16 protein-coding genes are annotated in these 18,137 nt (G+C 62.4%); 10 read left to right on the top strand and 6 right to left on the bottom strand.

From position 1 onward, the window contains the following. Position 1: 1 nt before the first annotated feature. On the top strand, positions 2-1,348 hold the full coding sequence (locus OX460_RS06015; RefSeq protein WP_289898050.1) for a toxin-antitoxin system YwqK family antitoxin: 1,347 nt from the start codon (positions 2-4) through the stop codon (positions 1,346-1,348). Next, a complete protein-coding gene (locus tag OX460_RS06010; RefSeq protein ID WP_289898049.1) occupies positions 1,333-2,694 on the top strand; it encodes a toxin-antitoxin system YwqK family antitoxin in 1,362 nt (453 codons plus the stop codon). The genes OX460_RS06015 and OX460_RS06010 overlap by 16 nt, the downstream gene beginning before the upstream one ends. A 645-nt stretch (positions 2,695-3,339) precedes the next feature. Here OX460_RS06010 and nadB read toward each other — a convergent pair. Beyond that, on the bottom strand, positions 3,340-4,953 hold the full coding sequence (gene nadB, locus OX460_RS06005) for an L-aspartate oxidase (protein WP_034748527.1): 1,614 nt from the start codon (positions 4,951-4,953) through the stop codon (positions 3,340-3,342). 203 nt (positions 4,954-5,156) lie between these two features. On the opposite strand from nadB, the gene OX460_RS06000 reads away from it, so the two are divergent. The 6 genes from OX460_RS06000 (at position 5,157) to OX460_RS05975 (ending at position 12,243) form a co-directional block, all read left to right on the top strand. Continuing rightward, positions 5,157-6,545 (top strand): TIGR03013 family XrtA/PEP-CTERM system glycosyltransferase, encoded by a 1,389-nt coding sequence (locus tag OX460_RS06000; RefSeq protein ID WP_289898048.1) that lies wholly within the window; start codon positions 5,157-5,159, stop codon positions 6,543-6,545. Next, a complete protein-coding gene (gene prsK / locus OX460_RS05995; RefSeq protein WP_289898047.1) occupies positions 6,542-8,593 on the top strand; it encodes an XrtA/PEP-CTERM system histidine kinase PrsK in 2,052 nt (683 codons plus the stop codon). Before OX460_RS06000 ends, prsK begins: the two co-directional genes overlap by 4 nt. Before the next feature lie 12 nt (positions 8,594-8,605). Continuing rightward, positions 8,606-9,961: a PEP-CTERM-box response regulator transcription factor gene (gene prsR, locus OX460_RS05990; RefSeq protein WP_099664108.1), complete on the top strand. Its 1,356-nt coding sequence runs from the start codon at positions 8,606-8,608 to the stop codon at positions 9,959-9,961. A 94-nt stretch (positions 9,962-10,055) separates the two neighbouring features. Beyond that, positions 10,056-10,499 (top strand): hemerythrin domain-containing protein, encoded by a 444-nt coding sequence (locus OX460_RS05985; RefSeq protein ID WP_289898046.1) that lies wholly within the window; start codon positions 10,056-10,058, stop codon positions 10,497-10,499. A gap of 35 nt (positions 10,500-10,534) precedes the next feature. Further along, positions 10,535-11,455, top strand: coding sequence for a hypothetical protein (locus tag OX460_RS05980; protein WP_289898045.1), 921 nt, complete (start codon positions 10,535-10,537; stop codon positions 11,453-11,455). A gap of 218 nt (positions 11,456-11,673) precedes the next feature. Next, positions 11,674-12,243, top strand: coding sequence for a DUF1439 domain-containing protein (locus OX460_RS05975; RefSeq protein WP_289898044.1), 570 nt, complete (start codon positions 11,674-11,676; stop codon positions 12,241-12,243). 4 nt (positions 12,244-12,247) lie between these two features. Here the strand turns inward: OX460_RS05975 and OX460_RS05970 are convergent, their stop codons facing one another. After that, complete coding sequence (locus OX460_RS05970) at positions 12,248-12,484, bottom strand: hypothetical protein (protein ID WP_099664106.1); 237 nt, start codon at positions 12,482-12,484, stop codon at positions 12,248-12,250. A 241-nt stretch (positions 12,485-12,725) separates the two neighbouring features. Between OX460_RS05970 and OX460_RS05965 the strand changes: the two genes are divergently transcribed. Beyond that, positions 12,726-14,774, top strand: coding sequence for a M13 family metallopeptidase (locus OX460_RS05965; RefSeq protein ID WP_289898043.1), 2,049 nt, complete (start codon positions 12,726-12,728; stop codon positions 14,772-14,774). Between the two features lie 32 nt (positions 14,775-14,806). Here OX460_RS05965 and fdx read toward each other — a convergent pair whose 3' ends face one another. The 4 genes from fdx to lpxO all read right to left on the bottom strand — a co-directional run bounded on the left by fdx (position 14,807) and on the right by lpxO (position 17,301). Then, the gene (gene fdx, locus OX460_RS05960; RefSeq protein ID WP_289898042.1) at positions 14,807-15,139 is read right to left on the bottom strand and encodes an ISC system 2Fe-2S type ferredoxin; all 333 of its coding nucleotides are present in this window, start codon (positions 15,137-15,139) and stop codon (positions 14,807-14,809) included. 89 nt (positions 15,140-15,228) lie between these two features. Further along, the gene (locus OX460_RS05955; protein WP_099664103.1) at positions 15,229-15,861 is read right to left on the bottom strand and encodes a carbonic anhydrase; all 633 of its coding nucleotides are present in this window, start codon (positions 15,859-15,861) and stop codon (positions 15,229-15,231) included. Positions 15,862-15,904: 43 nt separating this feature from the next. Then, complete coding sequence (locus OX460_RS05950) at positions 15,905-16,318, bottom strand: DUF6331 family protein (RefSeq protein ID WP_289898041.1); 414 nt, start codon at positions 16,316-16,318, stop codon at positions 15,905-15,907. An 83-nt stretch (positions 16,319-16,401) separates the two neighbouring features. Then, positions 16,402-17,301, bottom strand: a complete 900-nt coding sequence (gene lpxO / locus OX460_RS05945; protein ID WP_099664101.1) for a lipid A hydroxylase LpxO — start codon at positions 17,299-17,301, stop codon at positions 16,402-16,404. 143 nt (positions 17,302-17,444) lie between these two features. Between lpxO and OX460_RS05940 the strand changes: the two genes are divergently transcribed. Continuing rightward, the gene (locus OX460_RS05940; protein ID WP_099664100.1) at positions 17,445-17,879 is read left to right on the top strand and encodes a hotdog fold thioesterase; all 435 of its coding nucleotides are present in this window, start codon (positions 17,445-17,447) and stop codon (positions 17,877-17,879) included. Positions 17,880-18,137 lie beyond the last annotated feature (258 nt).

Genomic DNA, 18,137 nt, shown 5'->3' with positions numbered 1-18,137 from the left:
CATGAAAATCAAGACGATATGCGCCGTGCTGGGCGCTTCCTTGCTGTATTCAGCCACGGCTCAGGCGGAAATCGTGCAGCGCCTGGTGGTGACGGCGATGGCCAGCGAGCCGGATAGCGAAGGCGGCGATGTGTTCACTATTGCCGGCACGACGGCCTGCGGCGGCAAGCAGATACGCATGGATGCGCGCTCGGTGAACCTCGACGAGGCGCCGTACGAGGCGCTGAAAGTCCGGCTTGCTGAACGCATGCGCGCCAGGACGCCCATGCTCGTCACCGTGAAAAAATGCCCGGAGGATGCGAGCGTGCCCATTGTGCGCCACATCGCCGCCTGCACGCCAGCCGCCTGTGCCGATGGCCGGGCGCGACTGTACCTGCACGAGCGTTTCTACCCCGTCGAGCAGGAAAACGCGCCCAACGTGCTGCTGTTGCCCTTGCCGAAAGGCAAGCTGCCGGGCACGTGGAAGGTGGAGATTGTCAGCGTGGCAGGCGGCAAGCTGCGCCTGTCGGGCCAGGTCAACCGCGCCGATTATGCGCAGGGCGAGCTGGTGGGCGGCTATGTCACGTATTACCCGGACGGAAAGATCGAGAAACAGGTGGCGCAGGATGGGCAGGGACGGCAGGATGGCGTCACCAGCCTGTATCGTGCGGATGGCAGCCTGGAATCGCGTGGCAACTGGCGCCATGGTTTGCCGGAAGGCACGCACCAGCAATATCACGCCACGGGCCAGCTGCGCGAGGCCAGCGTGTACCGCAAGGGACAGCGCGTGGACGGCCCCGTGCAGACGTTTGACGCGAATGGCAAGTTGAGCACCAGTTACGTGCTGCGCGATGGCCGCATGGAAGGCGAACTGCTCTCGTATTTCCCGGATGGAAAAGTAGCCGGCCGCACGCAAGTGAGCAAGGGCAAGTTCAATGGCCGCAGCGCGGAATACTATCCCGATGGCGCCGTGCGCGCCACCATGACGCAGGTCAACGATTTGCCCGTAGGGGAAGCGCTGGAGTTCTATCCCGACGGCAAGGTGCAAACCCGCCAGCAATATGGCGACGAAGGCGGGCTGCTGAGCGTCCGGCGCTACAGCCCCCAGGGCGTGCTGGTACTGGAAAGACGGTGGGATGCGCAATTGCGCGAGCAGGGCACGTCGCGCTCGTGGTATGAAAATGGCAAGCCCGAGCAAGCCATCGAGTACGTGAACGACCGGCGCGACGGCTGGAGCCGCAGCTGGCACGAGGATGGCAGCCTGAAGGGCGAGTGCCAGTATCTGGCCGGCAAGGCCCAGGGCGCATGCGGGGAAGCGCCGCCAGCGCCGGAACTGCAGCGCAAGGAGCAGGCATGGCGCGCACTTTGAAACATTTGTTTGGCGCCATGCTGCTGTTGCCGGCGCTGGCCCACGCCGAGATCGTGCAGCGGCAAGTGGTCACGGCGATCACGGCCGCGCCCGGCGGCGGCGATATCCTGACCGTGGACGAGGACACGGGCTGCGGCGGCAGGCAGCTGCGCATGGATGCGGCGTCGGTCGGACTGAACGAGGAGCAGTATGGCGTCATGAAGGCCGAGCTGGCCAACATGATACGCGACAGGAATCCCTTGCTCGTGCGCCTGCGCGCCTGCCCGGCGCCCGAGCGGACCAAGGCCGAGGCCATTCCCGTCATCCACATGCTGCGCGGCTGCGATGCGTACTGTGCCGACGGCAAGGCGCGGCTCTACCTGAACCACAACCTGTCGCGCGGCGAGGTGATGGAAGAGGCGCGCTATGCGCTGGTCCTGCCGCTGCCGCCCGGCAAGACGCCCGGCACCTGGCAAGTCGCGATCTATCATGTGCGCGAAGGCGAACCGAAGCGGCTGATTGGCCACGTCAACGCTCCCGATTACCTGCGCGGCAAGCTGGTGGGCAACTACAGCATGTATTACCCGCATGGACAAGTCGAAATGCAGATGGAGCGGGATGGGCGCGGCGTGCAGGAGGGTGTGCAGACTCTGTATTACCCGGAAGGCAAGGTTTCCATGCGTATTACGTGGCGCAATGGCGTGCAGGACGGGGAGGAGCAGACTTATCACCAGAATGGCAAGCAGATCGCGTCGCGCACCTACCGCAACGGCGCCCGCGCCGATGGTGTGATGGAAACGTTCGACGAGGACGGCAAGCTGAAAACGCGCACGACCCAGGTCAAGGGCCGGACGGATGGCGAATTGCTGCGGTTCTATCCGGACGGCGCCGTGGAAAGCCGCAGCCAGCATGACAACGGCGTCATGACGGGACCGAGCACCGGATATTTTCCGGATGGCAAGGTGCAGCGCACTGCCAACTACGTGGACGGCAAGCCTGTCGGCGAGAGCGTCGAATATTACCCGGACGGTAAAGTCGCCAGCAAGCGCACGCACATCGATCACTTTGTGTTGCGCAGCGAACAACGCTTCAGCCGGGCCGGCGTATTGATCGTGCACAAACTATGGAACGCGGGCGGCCGCGAGGAGGGCGCCTTGCGTTCCTGGTATGCCGATGGCAAGCCGAAGCAGCTGATCGAATACGTGGATGGCGAACGCCAGGGCTGGACCCGGCACTGGCGGGAAGATGGCAGCGTGGAAAGCGAATGCCGCTATGTGGCGGACGAGCCGCAGGGGGAATGCACGGGCGAGTCGGCCAAGATGTCGTACACGGAAGATGGGATTGAGTTTGAGATGCCGGAGGATTGATATTTGACGTGTATTCCAACGGTGCTGCGGCAGTTTGATAAATACCGCATTTATCTAGATGGTTGCATATTTACTACAGAAAATCAGTCAATTTCCTCTATTTGTATTGGAAAGAAATACTTTATTTTTTACCTATGAGAATTGGCCTATAGTCACCATACCAAAAAATATAGCCTCAAGGAAACGGCAATCTTTTTTGCGGGCGCAACGACACGCCACTATGCCGGAACCTGAAAGAAGTAAATGATCAAATACTTAGCGATATCAATGGTGTTGTTCACCAGCATTGCCAATGCCCAAGTGCATGTAAATGGGTACACGAAAAAGGATGGAACTTACGTGGCACCGCATCAAAGAACCGCACCTGACAGCACCATTTCGAATAACTACAGCACACAGGGCAATGTCAATCCCTACACGGGGAAGGCTGGAACTGTTCCAAATCAAGCAGATAGCTCTTACGGATATCAGCCTCAGGCAAAGCCAGCGCCACGCCAGGAGATTCAGCCACTGCAACCTCTACCATCGTTTCAACCAACGCAGCCATTGCCACAGCCGTCTGTGTGGGGAACGCAAAAATAAAAGAGCGGTCTGATGAGCCGCCAGGGAGTATGCCAGTGAGGCATCTCCCCAATCACGAACAGTTTACCGGTGCGGCGGCGTCAGCACGCTGGCGATGGCCTTCGGTAACGTTTCCGGATAATCGCGGCTGAAGTGCAGGCCGCGGCTTTCGCGGCGGGACAGGGCGCTGTTGACGATCATCGAGGCCACGTCGACGAGGTTGCGCAATTCCAGCAAATCGTGGGTGATGCGGAAGTTGCGGTAGTACTCGTCGATTTCTTCCTTCAGCAGGGCGATGCGGTGCTGGGCCCGCTCCAGGCGCTTCGTTGTGCGCACGATGCCCACGTAATTCCACATGAAGCGGCGCAGCTCGTCCCAATTGTGGGAAATCACCACTTCCTCATCCGCATCCGTGACCCGGCTTTCATCCCAGTCGGGCAGGTATGGCGTGCCCAGCTTTTCCTTGCTTTCGATGTCTTGCGCGCAGGCGCGGCCGATGACGATGCATTCCAGCAAGGAATTGCTCGCCAGGCGGTTCGCGCCATGCAAGCCCGTGCACGCGGTCTCGCCCACGGCATACAGGCCAGGCAAGTCGGCGCGGCCGGACAGGTCCGTCACGACGCCGCCGCACGTGTAGTGGGCGGCGGGCACGATGGGGATAGGCTGCTTGGTGATGTCGATGCCCAGTTCCAGGCAGCGCGCGTAGATGGTGGGGAAGTGTTCGATGAGGAATTCGGCCGGCTTGTGGCTGATGTCCAGGTGCACGTAATCGAGACCCCGTTTCTTGATCTCGAAGTCGATGGCGCGCGCCACCACGTCGCGCGGCGCCAGTTCGGCCCGCTCGTCGTGCGCCAGCATGAAGCGCGTGCCAGCCGCCGCGCCCGCTTCGGGCGGCAGTTTCAGCAACCCCCCTTCGCCACGGATGGCTTCGGTGATCAGGAAGGATTTCGCGTACGGGTGGTACAGGCACGTGGGGTGGAACTGGATGAATTCCATGTTCGACACGCGGCAACCGGCGCGCCAGGCCATGGCGATGCCGTCGCCGCTGGCCGTGTCCGGGTTGGTGGTATATAAATACACCTTGCCGGCGCCACCCGTGGCCAGCACGGTGTGCTCGGCAGCAAAGGTGAGGACTTTCCCCGTTTGCTCATCCTGTACGTACAGGCCGTGGCAATGCGGTTGCGCGTTGCGCTGGGTGGGTTTCATGCCCAGCTTGTCGGAAGTGATCAGGTCGATGGCGCAATGGTGTTCGAACAGGCTGATGTTCGGGTGGGCGCGCACCTTTTCTTCCAGGGTCACTTGCACGGCGTGCCCGGTGGCGTCGGCCGCGTGGATGATGCGGCGCTGGCTGTGTCCGCCTTCGCGGGTCAGGTGGAAACCCAGCTCGGCCGTGGCGTCACGCGTAAACGGCACGCCTTGCTCGATCAGCCATTCGATGGCTTCGCGGCCGTGCTCAACGATGTAGCGCGTGGCGCTCTCGTCGCACAGGCCGCCGCCCGCGATCAGGGTGTCTTCGATGTGCTGCTGGTGGCTGTCGCCCGAGTCCAGCACGGCCGCGATGCCGCCTTGCGCCCAGTTGCTGGCGCCATCGAGCAGCGCGCGTTTGGAAATGATCGCGACAGTGCGCGTCTCAGCTAAATGCAGTGCAACCGATAAACCCGCCAGGCCACTGCCGACAATCGCTACATCAAATTTCATGACATTTATCTTTTTTCAGGGGAAGCATACTATAGTCCATTTCACATCAATCGGTAATGTGTTGAGATAAATTCTGCCGGTGAAAGATAGCTGGGGCCGTAGCTTGTGGCGTATCAATGTCTTCGTGGAACAGTTCGCCATGATGGCAGGAGAGCAGCAGGCCGCCTTGTGCGCGGCGTGTTGCCTTTGCCGCAGGAGGCCCCATGATCCGCATCTTCAGCCATTACGTCTCGAAAACAGCGTTTATCTTGCTGTTGCTGGAAATCCTGATCCTGCTGCTGTCGGCCACCCTGACGTCCCTGCTGTGGCTGGCGGATGGCAGCCGCCTCGTGCGGGCGAGCGAGGTGTATTTGTCGTCCTCGATCTTTGCCCTGGTCATCGTTTTCAGCATGAGCGCACTGGGCATGTACCAGCACCGCTCGCGTGAAGACATCCGCAACACCTTGCTGCGCATCCTGCCGTCGTTCGTGCTGGGTTTTGCCGTGCTCAGCGTCTTGATCCGCTTTATTCCTTCCTTGCATTTCGGGCGCGGCAGCGTGCTGATCTTCGGCCTGGGCGCCATCGGCGTGCTGCTGGCGCGCCTGGTGGTGTTCAAATCCTCGCAATCGGCGCTGATGGAGGGACGGCTGATCCTGGTGGGCGGCGGGGCGCTGGCGCGCGAATGCATGGACTTGGCGGCGAGCAAGATCGGTTTCCACCAGTTTACCGTCGTCGGCTGCATCGATGTGGCTGGCGAGCAATGTTGCGTACCGGCTTCGGCCTTGCTGCCGGCGGAACCGTCGCTGCTGGCCATGGCCCAGCGCCATGCGGCGCATGAAATCGTCGTTTCCGTCAGCGACCGGCGCAATGGTGCGTTTCCTGCCAAGCAACTACTGGAATGCGCGCTGGGCGGCGTGAAAGTGATCGACGCGGCCACGTTTTTCGAGCGCGAAGCGTGCCAGATCCGCATCGATTCCTTGCAACCGAGCTATCTGATCTATGGCGGCGGCTTCGACCAGAGTTTTTTCCGCGCCGCCTCGAAGCGGCTGTTTGACCTGGCCGCCAGCGGCGTCATCTGCCTGGCGGCGTTGCCCGTGATGCTGGCGACGGCCCTGTGCATCCGCCTGGAAGACGGCGGCCCCGTGTTTTACCAGCAAGAGCGGGTGGGGCGCGACGGCTTGCCCTTCAATGTGCTGAAATTTCGCAGCATGCGCTGCGACGCGGAGCGCGATGGCAAGCCCATCTGGGCGCTGGACAACGATGCGCGCATCACGCGCGTGGGCAGGCTGATCCGCAAGCTGCGCATCGACGAGCTGCCGCAGATGCTCAATGTGTTTCGCGGCGAGATGAGTTTCGTGGGACCGCGGCCCGAGCGCGCCTACTTTGTCGAGCAATTGAAGCAGCAGGTACCGTACTACAACATTCGTCACAGCATCAAACCGGGCATCACGGGCCTGGCGCAGGTGCGCTATCAATATGGCGCCTCCGTCGACGACGCCGTCAAAAAACTGCAATACGATTTGTATTATGTGAAAAACAATAGCCTGTTCCTCGACTTGCTGATCTTGCTCGACACGGTGCAGGTGGTGCTGTTTGGCAAGGGCAGCCGATGATGCGGGCGCAGTCGGACTGGCTGGCGGCGGCCGATGCGGCGGCCCTCAGCCATGGCCTGGCGTCGCTGGCCTTCTTCGTGCTGGCGCTGCTGCTCATCAGCAACTGGCGCGCGCGGCAAAACGTGCGCGCCTTGCTGGTCGCCTGCCTGGCGACGGGCGGCTGGGCGACGGGCACGGTGGTGCTGGTGCTGCTGGGACAGCGCACGGCGCTGGCCGGCGATGCGCTGGAACTGCTGCGCACCCTGGCCTGGCTGGTGTTTTTGCTGCTGCTGATCGAACCGGCACGGTCCCGTTTGCGCATGGTGCTGGCCGGCATCGCCCTCACGGCGCTGGCGCCCTGGCTGCTGTCCATGGCCTCGTCCTGGCTGGCGCTGCCTTTGCCTGCGCGATTCATCGCCAGTGTCTGCCGTTTGCTGCTGGCCGTGCTGGGCATGTTGCTGGTGGAACAGTGGTACCGCAATACGCCGCCCTTGAAACGCTGGGGCATCAAGTTTGCGTGCCTCGGTGTCGGCGGCCTGTTCGCCTATGATTTCTATCTGTACAGCGACGCCTTGCTGTTTCGCGCGGTCAACGATGATATCTGGGCCGCGCGCGGCATCGTCGACGCCCTGTGCGCGCCCCTGCTGGCCGTCTCGGCCGCGCGCAATCCGGGCTGGGCGCTGGGCTTGTCCGTGTCGCGCCAGATGCTGTACCGCTCGGCCGCCTTGCTGGGCTCGGCCATCTATTTGCTGGCCATGGCGGCCAGCGCCTATTATTTGCGCTACTTCGGCGGCACCTGGGGTTCCTTGATGCAAATGGCTTACCTGGGCGGCGCGGCCTTGCTGCTGGCGGGCGTGCTGTTTTCCGGCAGCTTGCGCGCCAAGCTGAAGGTAACGATCAACAAGCATTTCTACAATGCCATCTTCGATTACCGCGAAGAATGGCTGCAATTTACGCGCGCGCTGTCCGAAGACGGGCCGGACCTGGGCGAACGCACGATACAGGCCATGGCACAGCTGGTGGAAAGCCGCGCCGGCGCGCTGTGGATCTTGCGCGAGCAGGACCGTTTCGCGCCGGCGGCCAGCTGGAACTGGCCGCCGGGCACGTGGAGCGAGCCGGCGTCCGGCCCCCTGTGCCAGTTCCTAGAAGCAAGACAATGGGTGATCGACGTGCCCGACTGGGTGCAGAATCCGGACCAGTACGGCGGCTTGCCACTGCCGCCCGCGCTGCTGGCGCTGCCCGACGTGTGGCTGCTGGTGCCCTTGATGCTGCATGGCCAGCTGTTCGCCTTTGTCGCGCTGGCGCGGCCCCGCACGCGCATCGGCCTGAACTGGGAGATCCGCGACGTGCTGAAAATTGCCGGCAGCCAGGCCGCCAGCTACCTGGCGCACCGCGAATCGCTCGCCACCCTGACGGTGGCGCGCCAGTTCGATTCGTTCAACCGCATGTCCACCTTCATCGTGCACGACTTGAAGAACCTGGTGTTTCAACTCTCCCTTTTACTGAGCAATGCCGAGAAGCACCGCGCCAATCCCGCCTTCCAGGAAGACATGCTGGGCACTTTGGACCATTCCGTGCAGAAAATGAAGACCCTGCTGCAGAAACTGGCGCGCGGCGAAGCGCCGGAAGCGCCGGTGCCGCTGCTGCTGGACGGCTTGCTGCGCCAGGCCGTGGCGGCCAAGGCCAGCCTGGCGCCGGCCCCGTGCCTGGAAATCGTCGACGGCGAACTGACGGTGCTGGCCAACCGCGCGCGGCTGGAGCGGGTGCTGGGCCATTTGATCCAGAACGCCATCGAGGCCACGGCCAGCGACGGCAAGGTGGCCGTGCGCTTGCGGCGCGTGCAGCATACGGCCGTTGTCGAGCTCGACGATACGGGGCAGGGCATGAGCGAACAATTCATCCGCGAACGTCTATTTACACCGTTCGACACGACCAAGACGGCGGGCATGGGCATCGGCGTGTTCGAAAGCCGCGAATACCTGCGCGAAGTGGGCGGCAGCCTGGAAGTGCGCAGCGAGCCGCAAGTGGGCACGACGTTTCGCGTGATCCTGCCGCTGCATGCGGCATAGCAAAGGAGTGCCATGGGCAAACAAAAACTGCTGGTCATCGAAGACGATCCCGGCCTGCAAAAGCAGTTGCACTGGAGCTTTGACGGCTATGATGTCTTGCTGGCGGGCGAGCGCGAGGCGGCGCTGGCGCTCGTGCGGCGCCACCAGCCGGCCGTGGTGACGATGGACCTGGGCTTGCCGCCCGATCCGGACGGCGCCACGGAAGGCCTGGCCACCTTGCAGCAAATCCTTGCGCTGGCGCCGGACACGAAAGTCATCATCCTCTCGGGCAACCAGGAGCGCGCGCATGCCTTGAAGGCCATCGCGCTGGGCGCCTACGATTTTCACCAGAAACCGTTCGAGGCCGACATGCTGGGCCTGGTCATCGCGCGCGCGTTTTACTTGCACGCGATGCAGCAGGAAAACCGCCGCATGCTGCAGACGCAGGCCGATTCTCCCCTGGCCGGCATCGTCAGCCGCGATCCCGGCATGCTGAAACTGTGCCGCAACGTGGAAAAAGTGGCGCCCTCGTCGGCCAGCGTGATGCTGCTGGGCGATTCGGGCAGCGGCAAGGAACTGATCGCGCGGGGACTGCATGCGCTGTCGAGCCGCCATGCGCAGCGTTTCGTTGCCATCAATTGCGCGGCCATCCCGGAAAACCTGCTGGAAAGCGAGCTGTTCGGCTATGAGCGGGGCGCGTTCACGGGCGCGGCGCGGCAAACCTTGGGCAAGATCGAACTGGCCCACGGCGGCACCTTCTTTCTCGATGAAATCGGCGACATGCCGATGCCGCTGCAGGCGAAATTGCTGCGCTTCCTGCAGGAGCGGGTCATCGAAAGGGTAGGTGGCCGCGCCGAGATCGCCGTCGACGTGCGTATCGTCTGCGCCACGCATCAGGACCTGAAAGTGCTGGCGGAACAGGGACGCTTCCGCGAAGACCTGTTTTACCGCCTCAGCGAAATCGTCTTGCGCATTCCGCCCTTGCGCGAGCGGGCCGGCGATTGCACCTTGCTGGCGCAACATTTCAAGAACAAGTTCTGCGCCAGCGAGGGCCGCAGCAACCTGCATTTCAGCGCGGGCGCGCTGCAGCTGATCGAAAGCTATGGCTGGCCCGGCAATGTGCGCGAAGTGGAAAACTGCATCAAGCGGGCCGTCATCATGTGCGACGGGCCGCAGATCGCCGCCGACGACCTGGGTTTGCCCGCCAGCGCCCGGGCGGCGCCCCCGGACGAGCCGCTGAACCTGCGCCAGGCCCGCGAAGGGGCCGAATACAAGGTGATGGTGCGCGCGCTGGCGCGGGCCGACGGCAATATCGCCAAGGCGGCCGAGCTGCTGGGCGTGAGCCGGCCCACCCTGTACGACCTGATGGGCCATCACGGCATCAAGTAGGCGAATGTATTAAAAATCAAGATTGTGTAAGGCGTCGCACATACGCTGGCGCCGCCGTGGCGCATCCTTGCCTCATCCACAACGAGGAGGCGCCATGAACGCGATCAGTTTATTGATGCAGGACCATAAGGCCGTGAAGGCTTTGTTTGCACAATATGAAGGCTTGAGCGACCGCTCATTTGCCACCAAGAAAAAGCTGGCCGATCAGATCTGTCAGGAATTGACCGTGCACACGCAGCTGGAAGAAGAAATCTTTTACCCGGCCGTGCGCCGCCCCATTCACGATGGCGATCTGATGGATGAAGCCGTCGTCGAGCACGCGAGCGCCAAGGAACTCATCGCGCAGATCGAAGCGATGGACCCTGCCGACGACCTGTACGACGCCAAGGTCAAGGTGCTGTCCGAACAGATCGAGCACCACGTCAAGGAAGAAGAGGGCGACATGTTTCCCAAGGTGCGCCACACGGCCGTCGACCTGGACGCGCTGGGCAAGGAAATGGCCGCGCGCAAGGAACAACTGACGGGCGTCGCCGCCTGAACGGCTTAAACAATCAACAACCAAGGGAGAATTTTATGCAAGCTACACAACTGTCCGTCTCGGACTTGAACAATCCGGGCGTCTCCTGGGGCGCCGTGCTGGCGGGCGCTGCTGCGGCGGCCGCCTTGTCCTTCATCCTGCTGATCCTCGGCGTGGGCCTGGGTCTGTCGTCCGTGTCGCCGTGGTCGTTCAATGCGACGGCCATCGGCGTGTCGACCATCGCCTGGCTGGCCTTCATGCAACTGGCCGCGTCCGGCATCGGCGGCTACATGGCGGGCCGTCTGCGCGTGAAATGGAGCTCCATCCATACCGATGAAGTGCATTTCCGCGATACGGCGCACGGTTTGCTGGCCTGGGCCGTGGCCACCCTGATCACCGTGGCCGTGCTGGCCGGCGGCACGCGGGCCGTACTGAGCGGTGCCATTGATGCGGGCAGCGGCGTGGCGGCTGCCATTGCCCCCGCAGCGGCAGCGGGCGCAGGTGCTGCTGGCGCTGCAAGCGCCAAGCAAGGCGAGGGCAGCGGCGCCAATCCGCTCGACTATTTTTCCGACATGCTGCTGCGCGCCGCCCCGGCGGCCGGGGCGGGTGAAGCGGGCGGCGTATCCGCCGGACAGCGCGGCGAAATCGGCAAGATCTTCGCCACCGGCCTGTCCACGGGTAGCCTGGCCGCCGATGACCGCGCCTACCTGGGCCAGGTCGTCGCCAGCCGCACGGGCTTGACGCAGGCGGAAGCGGAAGCGCGTGTCGACGCCGTCTACGGCCGCGCCGCCAAGGCTGCCGCCGACGCCAAGGCGCAGGCACAGCAAGCGGCCGAAGCGGCCCGCAAGGCCGGCGCCCACACGGCGCTGTGGATGTTCGTCGCCTTGCTGCTGGGCGCTTTCGTGGCCAGCCTGGCCGCCACGTTTGGTGGTCGCCAGCGCGACCATGAGCGCGTGCTGCGCCATGTGACCATTTAATTTACCGATTAATCCACCAATTCAATCCAGGAGACTGCCATGCGTTCCATCCTCTTGCTGCTGCTGGGCATTCCATTGCCCATCGTAATCCTGATCGCCCTGTTCGTGCGCTGACAAGGCCCACATGCAAACCGGCGTCCGCTGCAAGGTGGGCGCCGGTTTTTGCGTGAAAGCGGGCGCATGTGTAAGATGGCGCCATCTTTCCACCGAGACTATCCATGAATGTGACCGCCTTTCGTCCCTTGCTGAAAACCGCCGCCATCGCCGCCTTGGCCTGCAGCGCGCTGGCCGCGTGCTCCACCCTGATCGGCCCGCGCGACGTGAATGTGTCGCTGAGCAAGATGCAGCAAGGCCTGGAGCGCCGCTTTCCCATCGACAAGCGGGTGCTGTCCGTGCTGGACGTCAAGCTGACGCATCCGCAATTGTCGCTGCAGCCCGAGCGCGAAAGAGTCGCCCTCGGCGTGGATGCCAGCGTCTTGCCGCCATTCATACGCCAGAGCTGGCGCGGCAGCCTGGCCATGTCGGGCCGCCTCGTGCTCGACGCCCAGCGCAACGCCGTCTACCTGAGCGAAGCGAGCGTGGACAAGGTGACCATCGACGGCATGGACGAGTCGCAGCAGCGCCAGTTCGCCAAGGTGGCCAGCCTGGTGGCCGACCAGCTCATGCATGAAACGCCCATTTATACGTTCAAACCCGACGAATTGCGCTATGCGGGCGTGCAATTCGTGCCCACGCAGATCCGGACTACCGGAAACGGGTTGACGGTGACGTTCGAACCGGTGAAATAAGAAGCTAGGCCTGGAACGCGGGCGTGGTGATTTGCGTGGCCGTGTTGTTGCGCGGCGTCGCCTCTTCATGGAACAGGTCCGCCAGGTATTCGCACAACGCATCGCCTTGAATATCGTCGGGAATGATGAAATCGGCGGGCCTGCGCTTGCCTTCCGCGCCGAGATAGAAGGCGCGCCATGCTCCTTGATGTCCCCGGACGGCAATCAGCGTGCCGAAAATATTGAATCTGCATTCCTGCATCAAACTTCTCCAGTCCAAGAGCCAGGCAAAAAAGGTGGTGAGCGACAGGTATGGCTATTGCTAGATGGTAACATTTGCCGATCATCGGCGCGGGCGCGAGGCGTGCTTCAATGCACATCGGATCACCGGGATTGTTCAATCGACATTGTTTCCCCGCAAGCATGCCGACTATAATCCGACCTCTCATGCCTGGATACAGCATGTTCCCCAACATGAAGTCAAAACAATTAAAGGAATCTTCGTGAAACGTTCGCTTATCAGCGCCGCCTGCTGCGCCTTGTTCGCCTTGTCTTCGCCGTCGCTGTACGCCCAGCAAGGCGCTACCGCCGCCGCACCCGTCTCCGGCATCGACCTGAAAACCCTGGACCCGGCAGTCAGCCCGCGGGACGACTTCTACGGCTACGTCAACGGCGTCTGGACCCGCAATACGGACATCCCGGCCGACAAATCCGTCTGGGGCACGTATATCGAATTGCGCGAAATCGCCCAGGGCCAGTTGCGCGGTCTGATCGACGCCACCGTCAAGAACCCCGGCAAGCCCGGCAGCGAGGCGCACAAGATCGCCGACCTGTACACGAGCTTCATGAATGAGAAGGCGCGCAATGCGGCCGGCTTCAAGCCCTTGAAGGCCGAACTGGCCCGCGTGGCTGGCGTGAAAGACAAGAAGGACTTGCCGGCGCTGTTCGCTTACCTGCAAGGCAATGGCGTTGCCACGCCGTTTTCCGCCTATGTGGCGCCCGATGCGCAAGACCCCGAGCGCTACACGGTCAACATCAGCCAGTCCGGCCTGGGCTTGCCTGACCGCGATTACTACCTGAAGGATGACGACGCCAAGCTGCAAGCCGTGCGCGCCAAATACCTCAAGCACGTCGAAACCATGCTGGCCATGAGCGGCGACAAGGCCGCCGGCGCGCACGCGGCGCAAATCCTCGACCTCGAAACGCGCCTGGCGGCGGTGCAGTGGACGCGCGTGCAGATGCGCGACCCCGTCAAATCGTACAACCGCGTCGACTTCGACCAATTCGCGGCGCTGGCGCCGGCCTTCGACTGGAACGCCTACTTTACGGCTGCCGGCCTGGCGCCGAAAGCCGCCTCGGCCGTGGTGCGCCAGCCCAGCTTCATGACAGGTTTTGCCGAGATCGTGGCCGCCGTGCCGCTGGAGTCGTGGAAGAGCTATCTGAACTGGCGCATCATCGAAAGCTATGCCTCCTACCTGGACAGCGCCGCCGTCAAGGAGCGCTTTGCCTTCGACGGCACGGTGCTGCGCGGCGTGCCGCAAAGCGAACCGCAGTGGCAGCTGGCGCTGCGCTTCACGGATAACGCCATCAGCGACGCCGTCGGCAAGCGCTATGTGGAAATGTATTTGCCGCCGGAAACCCGGCCCCGCGTGATGGCCATGTTCGACAATTTCGTCGCCTCGTTCAAGGATGGCATCGAACAGCTGGACTGGATGGGCCCGGAAACCAAGAAGGAAGCCCAGCTCAAGCTGGCCGCCCTGAAGCCGAAGATCGCCTACCCGGATACCTGGCGCGACTACGGCAGCATGAAGACGCAGCCGAACGACTTGATCGCCAACGTGCGCGCCGCGCGCGCGTGGAGCCGCCAGCAAAACCTGGCCAAGCTGGGCAATCCGGTGGACCGCGACGAATGGTCGATGACGCCGCAAACCGTCAACGCCAGCTACAGCCCGGCCCTCAACGCGATCACGATCCCGGCCGCCATTTTGCAGCCGCCGTTCTTCAACGTGAAGGCGGAAGACGCCGTCAATTACGGCTTGCTCGGCATCACTTTCGGCCATGAAATCAGCCATGCCTTCGACGATTCGGGCAGCCAGTACGACGCCAAGGGCCGTCTGCGCAACTGGTGGACGGCAGAGGACCGCGCGGCCTTCAAGGCGCTGGCGGCCGGGCTCGTCAAGCAATACGGCGCCTACAGCCCCGTGCCTGGCTACCATATCAATGGCGAACTCACCCTGGGCGAAAACATCGGCGACAATTCCGGCCTGTCGATCACCTACAAGGCGTATCAGCGTTCGCTCGGCGGCAAGCCGTCGCCCGTCATCGATGGCTTGACGGGCGAACAGCGCCTGTACATCGGCTTTGCGCAGAAATGGCGCGCGAAATTGCGTCCGGAAGCGGCCATCGCGCAGATCAAGAGCGACCCCCATTCGCCGGGCGAATTCCGCGCCAAGGGCACGGTCAAGAATCAGCCCGGCTTTTACGAAGCGTTCGGCATCAAGCCGGGCGACCCGATGTATCTGCCGCCCGAGCAGCGCGTGATCATGTGGTAATCAGGTAGGGCGTTGGGCAAGCGCGCCGGGGACTATTCCTTGGCGTGGTTGAGCGTGTACCTGGGCAGTTCGAGCGTCAGGTCTTCCTGCGCCATGCGCGCCTGGCAAGACAGGCGCGAGTGGGGCTGCAAGCCCCAGGCCTGGTCGAGCATGTCTTCTTCATTGTCGCCCAGCGCATTGAGCGAGTCGAAACCCTGCACCACGACCACGTGGCAGGTGGAACAGGCGCCCACCTGGCCGCACGCGTGTTCCATGTCGATCTTGTTGAGCAGCAAGGCGTCGCAAATGCTCATGTTTTGCGGCGCGTCAAACACGGCGCCTTCGGGGGCCAGCTCGGGATGGGGTAATACGGTGATGGTTGGCATACGATAATCTCCTTGAGTACCGCTACCTTGCACCTTCCCGTCTGGACAAGGTCAAGCGCAATGTTGCGCCTGACGGGGATGGCTTGCCCTTACAGCTTCGAGGCCGGATGTTCCGCGAGCGGGACAAACTGGCCGGTGGACTCGTCGAGCGCATCGAGCGAGCCATTTTCGATGTCATACACCCAGCCATGCAGGGTCAGGCGTTTTTGCGTGATGCCCAGCGCCACCGAAGGGTGGGTGCGGATGTTGTTGAGTTGCGCCACGACATTGGCCCGCACCATGCCATCGATGCGGTCCTGTTCCGTCGCATGCTCGATCGATTCATTGATCATGCGCGCCGCGTCAGAGTGCCGCAGCCAGTTCTTGACTGCCGGCATGTGATCGAGGCAGGTGCAGGTGGCGATGGCTTTCATCGCGCCGCAATCGGAGTGGCCGCAAATGACGATGTCCGTCACATTCAGGGCCGCCACGGCAAATTCGACGGATGCGCTCACGCCGCCCGGTTCCGGGCCGAACGAGGGCACGATATTGCCCGCGTTGCGGATCACGAACAGTTCGCCAGGTTCGCGCTGCGTCACCAGTTCCGGCACCATCCGGCTGTCGGAGCAGGAAATGAACAGGGCCTTGGGTGTCTGTCCCGTGGCCAGTGTCTTGAACAGCTCTCGGCGTTCAGGAAAGACTTCCTTCTGGAAACGTAGAAATCCGGCAATGATGTCGCGCATAAATAAAAGAAGAGAGTGGTGTGAACCCGTATTATCGCCTATGTCAGCGCGGCTGGCTTGCCGGCCGGCCCGTTTCAGGGTCCGCCGTGCAGCGCCCGACATGCTCGAGCAATTGCAGGAACACGCGTTTGTCGGCCATGTGGTTCAGCGTGTTGCTCGTGAAGACGTCGCTGGCGGCCGCTGCCACGGCGTTGCGGGCTTGCGCGCAGGCGGCGTGCAGTTGCGCGCGGTCAAGGTCTACCAGCGCTGCAGCGATGCCTTCGGGCGTGAAATCGAAGGCATCCATGCCGCAACAGCCGGCCACGCAATAGGTTTCCAGGCGGCAGATCAGCGGCCACAGGCCGTCCAGCAGGGCATCGATATCGATGGCCTGGTCATAGCGGCCGTCAAGGCTGATGAACTCGATCCGTGCATCGTCGCCGATCTGGATATCGTACTGGCGGTCGCGTTCGGTCATTTGCAGATTCTCCTGGTGAGTGGCATCGCATTATAAAAAAAACCGCCCGGAGGCGGTTTTTGTCAAAGTGGCGATGCCGGCGTCTAGATAAAGTAGATCAGCGCGATCACGCCCACGACGAGGGCCACGCGGGTGACCTGGTACGCCGTCTTGTTCCACGCCTTGAAGCGGCGGCGGTACTGGCCCATGGTCCAGGAAATCTGGAACAGCTTGCTCACGCCGCCCACCTGGTCGCCCAGCTCGTTTGGCGAGGCGGCGGCCGTCATCAGGGTGCGGCCCAGCCAGCGGTTCAGCGCTTGCGCCCAGCGGTAGCGCATCGGGCGCTCGATGTCGCAGAACAGGATGATGCGGTCGCTGTCGGCGTCGTTGCGGGCCCAGTGGATATACGTTTCATCGAACATCACGGCCTGGCCGTCGCGCCAGCTGTGGCGTTCGCCATCGACGTCGATGAAGCAGCGGTCGTCGTTCGGCGTCTGCAAGCCCAGGTGGTAGCGCAGGGAGCCGGCGAACGGGTCGCGGTGCGGGTTGAGCTTGCCGCCCTGCGGCAGTTCCGCGAACATGGCCGCCTTGATCGACGGAATCGATTGCAGCAGCGCATAGGTTTGCGGGCACATCTGTTGCGCCGACGGGTGGTTCGCGTCATACCATTTCAGGTAGAAACGCTTCCAGCCATACTTGAAGAAGGAATTGAAACCCACGTCATTGTTCTTTTCGGCAGCCTTGATCTTTTTCATTTCCTGCATGCGCAGCGCTTCATCGCGGATGATTTGCCAGTTCTGCTGCAGCGGCGCCAGTTCCGGGAATTGCTCGACGGCTAAATAGGGCGTGGCCGGCACCTTGGAAAAGGTGTGCATGAACAGGTTCAGCGGCGCCATGAACGAGGAGTGATCGAAGATCTGGCGGCGGAACGGCAGGCGCACCTTGCCACGAAAATGAATATGTAAAACAGAAAACACAAAAATGCCCAGCAAGGCCCACTTCATACACAACCTCGTTTTTAAAGAATGGGGCAATTATAACCAGTTAATGCCGGCGCCACCCCGTGCCACGGTGAAGGAAAGATGAAGCGGCGCGCGGCAGCGCTCTGTCCTACAATGGCTGTTCTCCCCACTGATATGAGGTAACGATGGAAATCTGGCACGCACCGCTCGACCTGGCCACCCTCAACGCCGCCAGTGTAGGCACGGCCATGCGCCACCTGGGCATCGAATTTAGCGCCTTCGGCCCCGACTGGATTGAGGCGACCATGCCCGTCGACCACCGCACCATGCAGCCTTTTAAACTGCTGCATGGCGGCGCTTCCGTGCTGCTGGCCGAAACCCTGGGCAGCATGGCCGCGAATGCCTGCCTCGATTCCAGCCGGCAAGTGAGCGTGGGCCAGGAAATCAATGCCAACCACGTGCGCGGCGTGCGCGGTGGCCAGGTGACGGGGCGCGCCACGCCGATCCACCGGGGCCGCACCAGCCAGGTCTGGGAAATCCGCATCACCGACGACGACGGCAAGCTGTGCTGCATCTCGCGCATCACCATGGCCGTCATCGATACGCCAGGCCAGCGTTAATTGTCTTTTTTGATATGCGTCAAGGCATTAAAAGTGAGCGCGTGGAATCATCCATAACGCTGTTCGCTTATAATTCAGTGTGCTGTTGTATGGCGCAGGGTATGTCCCGCGCGCCTGCATTGCCCGAAATTAGAAGCTGACTGCCCAAAAAACGCCAGTTAGAGACCCATCCTGCGCCATGCAGGAAAGGCAACACGACGGCGAGCAGATCGCTGGTTTTTAAATAACCAGCAACAATCAACTTTATTTACAGGGCAA

It is taken from the genome of Janthinobacterium sp. SUN033, assembly GCF_030397595.1.
In the GTDB taxonomy this organism is placed as follows: Bacteria; Pseudomonadota; Gammaproteobacteria; order Burkholderiales; family Burkholderiaceae_D; genus Janthinobacterium; species Janthinobacterium kumbetense.
Note: the sequence above shows the minus strand (reverse complement) of the source record. Positions and strands in the feature narration are given on the sequence as shown.

Excerpts from the sequence above, each read along its gene's own strand:
- OX460_RS06015 (WP_289898050.1), top strand. The coding sequence starts at position 2 with ATGAAAATCAAGACGATATGCGCCGTGCTGGGCGCTTCCTTGCTGTAT.
- OX460_RS06010 (WP_289898049.1), top strand. The coding sequence starts at position 1,333 with ATGGCGCGCACTTTGAAACATTTGTTTGGCGCCATGCTGCTGTTGCCG.
- nadB (WP_034748527.1), bottom strand. The coding sequence starts at position 4,953 with ATGAAATTTGATGTAGCGATTGTCGGCAGTGGCCTGGCGGGTTTATCG.
- OX460_RS06000 (WP_289898048.1), top strand. The coding sequence starts at position 5,157 with ATGATCCGCATCTTCAGCCATTACGTCTCGAAAACAGCGTTTATCTTG.
- prsK (WP_289898047.1), top strand. The coding sequence starts at position 6,542 with ATGATGCGGGCGCAGTCGGACTGGCTGGCGGCGGCCGATGCGGCGGCC.
- prsR (WP_099664108.1), top strand. The coding sequence starts at position 8,606 with ATGGGCAAACAAAAACTGCTGGTCATCGAAGACGATCCCGGCCTGCAA.
- OX460_RS05985 (WP_289898046.1), top strand. The coding sequence starts at position 10,056 with ATGAACGCGATCAGTTTATTGATGCAGGACCATAAGGCCGTGAAGGCT.
- OX460_RS05980 (WP_289898045.1), top strand. The coding sequence starts at position 10,535 with ATGCAAGCTACACAACTGTCCGTCTCGGACTTGAACAATCCGGGCGTC.
- OX460_RS05975 (WP_289898044.1), top strand. The coding sequence starts at position 11,674 with ATGAATGTGACCGCCTTTCGTCCCTTGCTGAAAACCGCCGCCATCGCC.
- OX460_RS05970 (WP_099664106.1), bottom strand. The coding sequence starts at position 12,484 with ATGCAGGAATGCAGATTCAATATTTTCGGCACGCTGATTGCCGTCCGG.
- fdx (WP_289898042.1), bottom strand. The coding sequence starts at position 15,139 with ATGCCAACCATCACCGTATTACCCCATCCCGAGCTGGCCCCCGAAGGC.
- OX460_RS05955 (WP_099664103.1), bottom strand. The coding sequence starts at position 15,861 with ATGCGCGACATCATTGCCGGATTTCTACGTTTCCAGAAGGAAGTCTTT.
- OX460_RS05950 (WP_289898041.1), bottom strand. The coding sequence starts at position 16,318 with ATGACCGAACGCGACCGCCAGTACGATATCCAGATCGGCGACGATGCA.
- lpxO (WP_099664101.1), bottom strand. The coding sequence starts at position 17,301 with ATGAAGTGGGCCTTGCTGGGCATTTTTGTGTTTTCTGTTTTACATATT.
- OX460_RS05940 (WP_099664100.1), top strand. The coding sequence starts at position 17,445 with ATGGAAATCTGGCACGCACCGCTCGACCTGGCCACCCTCAACGCCGCC.